4 protein-coding genes are annotated in these 3,110 nt (G+C 25.3%); 3 read left to right on the forward strand and 1 reads right to left on the reverse strand.

Going from position 1 to position 3,110, the window contains the following annotated elements; all coding sequences use genetic code 11:
- Positions 1-155 precede the first annotated feature (155 nt).
- A complete protein-coding gene (locus ACH2BO_RS00945) occupies positions 156-650 on the forward strand; it encodes an RNA polymerase sigma factor (RefSeq protein ID WP_395042884.1) in 495 nt (164 codons plus the stop codon).
- A 4-nt stretch (positions 651-654) separates the two neighbouring features.
- Entirely contained in the window at positions 655-1,311 is a 657-nt protein-coding gene (locus tag ACH2BO_RS00950; RefSeq protein ID WP_395042885.1) for a hypothetical protein, read from the forward strand.
- Positions 1,312-1,327: 16 nt separating this feature from the next.
- Here ACH2BO_RS00950 and ACH2BO_RS00955 read toward each other — a convergent pair whose 3' ends face one another.
- Positions 1,328-2,137 (reverse strand): lysophospholipid acyltransferase family protein, encoded by an 810-nt coding sequence (locus ACH2BO_RS00955; protein ID WP_395042887.1) that lies wholly within the window; start codon positions 2,135-2,137, stop codon positions 1,328-1,330.
- Between the two features lie 321 nt (positions 2,138-2,458).
- Between ACH2BO_RS00955 and ACH2BO_RS00960 the strand changes: the two genes are divergently transcribed.
- Complete coding sequence (locus ACH2BO_RS00960) at positions 2,459-2,695, forward strand: hypothetical protein (protein ID WP_395042888.1); 237 nt, start codon at positions 2,459-2,461, stop codon at positions 2,693-2,695.
- The last annotated feature ends 415 nt before the right edge of the window (positions 2,696-3,110 follow it).

The raw sequence follows: 3,110 nt of genomic DNA on the forward strand, positions 1-3,110 counted from the left end.
TTTTAAATCCGTAAGAGTATGATGGAAGAGTTGGATTTATTGAAAAAAGATTGGAAAGGAAAGCTGGAAAATGGTATTGTAAAATTCACAAGCCATTCGCTTCATTAAAAAATGTATCTTGTAACAAAATCTCAAATTGAGTTACTAACATAGTTATGGGTGAAGGTTTGGAACAGTCTTTTGTGAAACAACTTAAGGATAATCAGAATATTATCCATAAAATATGTCGCCTTTATACTAGTGGTAATGATGCTCATAAGGATTTATTTCAAGAGATAACAATTCAATTATGGAAGGCGTTTCCTAAATTTCGTGGTGATTCCAAATTTTCTACTTGGGCATATCGTGTTGCACTGAACACTGCGATTACTTTATATAGAAAAAGCACTCGAAGTGTACAAACTGTTGATTATGAAAAACATAGCTTTTTGATAAGTCAAGAAGATTATAACTCTGATGAGGAAGAACAAATAAAATTAATGTATCAAGCAGTATATCAATTGAATGACATTGAAAAAGCATTAATTTTTATGTATTTAGAAGATAAAGATTATACAGAAATTGCAGAAACTTTAGGAATAAGTGAGGTTAATGCAAGAGTGAAAATGAATAGGATTAAGGGTAAATTAAAGAAAATTTTAAATCCGTAAGAGTATGATGGAAGAGTTGGATTTATTGAAAAAAGATTGGAAAAAGAATGAAAATTCTTTTGAACAGGTATCTGAAGTTGAAATTTATAAAATGTTGCATAAGAAGTCTTCTTCTATTGTGAAGTGGATTTTTTATATCAGTTTGATAGAACTTGCTTTAGGTTTTGTAGTTAATATTGCTTTATCATTTACAAAATATGATACTCAAAATAATGAATTTTTTAAAAAATGGGGTATTTATAACTATTATATAATATTGACAGTAGTTATTTATATAGTTGTTTTCTACTTTATTTATAAATTTTATTTAATGTATAAAAAAATATCTGTAGATGATAGTACTAAACAACTATTAACCACAATATTAAACACAAGAAAAGTTGTAAAAGATTATGTTATTTTTAATTTAACATCATTTGCATTAATATTTATTACCATTTTTAGTATTGGTTTTTATCATATTTATATTGATACGATGTTAAAAAAAGGCATTGAAAATCCAGAGTTTTCATTTAAAATTTTGATAATAAGCTTATTGATAATAATTTTAGTTACAGGAATATTCACATTAGTATTTTGGATTTTTTACAAATTACTTTATGGTATTTTACTAAAAAAATTATTAAGAAATTATAATGAATTGAAGAAAATAGATTTATAAAAACAAGTTTTTAATTCTAATATTCCCATTGTCTAAGCTTATTTAATTTTTCTTGTTCATCTATTTCTTCTACAGGAATAACTTTTAGAAATGATTGATGTTGCTCTATGGCGTATTCTACTTTTTCTACAATTTCGTCAATTGTATCATTTTCATAATCAATTTCAAGTGGTTCTTTAATTATAAATGATTGTAGAATTCCTTTCTTTTTTAATCGTAATCCTTTTTTGTCAAACGAACGTCTAAAACCATCAATAACAATTGGAACAACAATTGGTTTATGTTGTTTAATAATATGTGCTGTTCCTTTTCTAACTGGCTTAAAAGACTTTGTTGTGCCTTGCGGAAATGTTATTACCCAACCATCTTCTAACGCAATTTTTATATTTTCGGTATCGTTTGGATTTATTTCTTTTTTTTCGGTAACGTCTTTTCCTTTGGCGCGCCAAGTTCTTTCAACAGATATTGCTCCAACATAGGCAAGAATTCTAGGTAACAAACCAGATTGCATGGTCTCTTTGGCAGCTACATAATAAATGTTTAATTTAGGATTCCATAAATAACCCACATTTTTTATATTGTCTTCTCTACCAGAAAGACTGGCGTTAAAAACGTGAAACATAGCAACAACATCAGCAAAATAGGTTTGATGATTGGATATAAAAAGCACATTTTTATCTGGTAAAGCTCTAATAATTTCAGAACCATCTACTTGCAATTCGTTAAATCCTCTGTAACGTCTGTGAGTAACTCCTCCAAAAATTCGGATGAGCCATTTTTTTATAAATAATATATGTCCGAAAGGATTTCTTTTAAATAACCCCATAATTTAATAAAAATTTAGATTTACAAACTTACAAAAACTAATTATTTATAAAACCAATAATATTATTTCTTTTAACTCATAAAAATAATTTCAGCATCTCTTCAAACATTTTCATTTAATTTTTAAAAAAAATATACATCTATAAATTTTAAAAATGAAGATTCTATTTTGTTATAATTAATTAAATCTTTTTGAAACTAATAAAAATTGATGTGAAATATTAAATCAATTAATTGAAAAACATAAAACAAGAAACATCCATCAGAATATAATAATTCATACTAATAATTATAATGGCTATTTTATCTGTATTAGATTCAGATGCTAATATTAATAGAATTACACCTAAATTATTTTAATTTTTATTCTAATTTAGAATCTAAATCTAATTCAAATCTTGAATTTTTAATTTCTCATATTTCATCTGTAACTAACTTCAATAACAAAACAAAATGGATTATTGAAATTACCAATATTCAAAAAAAAGATGATATTACTTTTAAAATGATTGATAATATAATTTACTTAAAGGAATTTGATAATAATCGGAAAATGTAATAACTTGAGAGATAAAAGGTAAAATTATGGGTGTTATTATTGATCTATATGTTATTCGATTAGCTCCCAGAATTTGATTAATATTTAAAAGTAAAGCTGAAAATATAATTGAAACGCAATTAATAAATTTGATTCTTAAAAAAAAATTTGGTACGAAATCGGAATGGCAAAATCATTTTTAGGAAGAGAGATTTGCAAACCTACAAAACCTAAATGTGATATTTGTTTAATGCAAATTCATTACAATTATTATAAAGCTAATTTTTAATAATTTTAAGATTTAAAGAGATTTTTTTATACTACAAAATGATCTATAAAAAAACCCTATCCAAATAGAATAGGGTTTTAAAGAAAGGCGGCGACATACTCTCCCACAAATTGCAGTACCATCTGCGCAATCGGACTTAACTTCTCT

The sequence above is a fragment of the Flavobacterium sp. genome (assembly GCF_043773265.1).
Taxonomy (GTDB): Bacteria; Bacteroidota; Bacteroidia; order Flavobacteriales; family Flavobacteriaceae; genus Flavobacterium.

Coding starts and splice junctions, on each gene's coding strand:
- ACH2BO_RS00960 (WP_395042888.1), top strand. CDS start 2,459: ATGCTAATATTAATAGAATTACACCTAAATTATTTTAATTTTTATTCT.
- ACH2BO_RS00955 (WP_395042887.1), bottom strand. CDS start 2,137: ATGGGGTTATTTAAAAGAAATCCTTTCGGACATATATTATTTATAAAA.
- ACH2BO_RS00945 (WP_395042884.1), top strand. CDS start 156: ATGGGTGAAGGTTTGGAACAGTCTTTTGTGAAACAACTTAAGGATAAT.
- ACH2BO_RS00950 (WP_395042885.1), top strand. CDS start 655: ATGATGGAAGAGTTGGATTTATTGAAAAAAGATTGGAAAAAGAATGAA.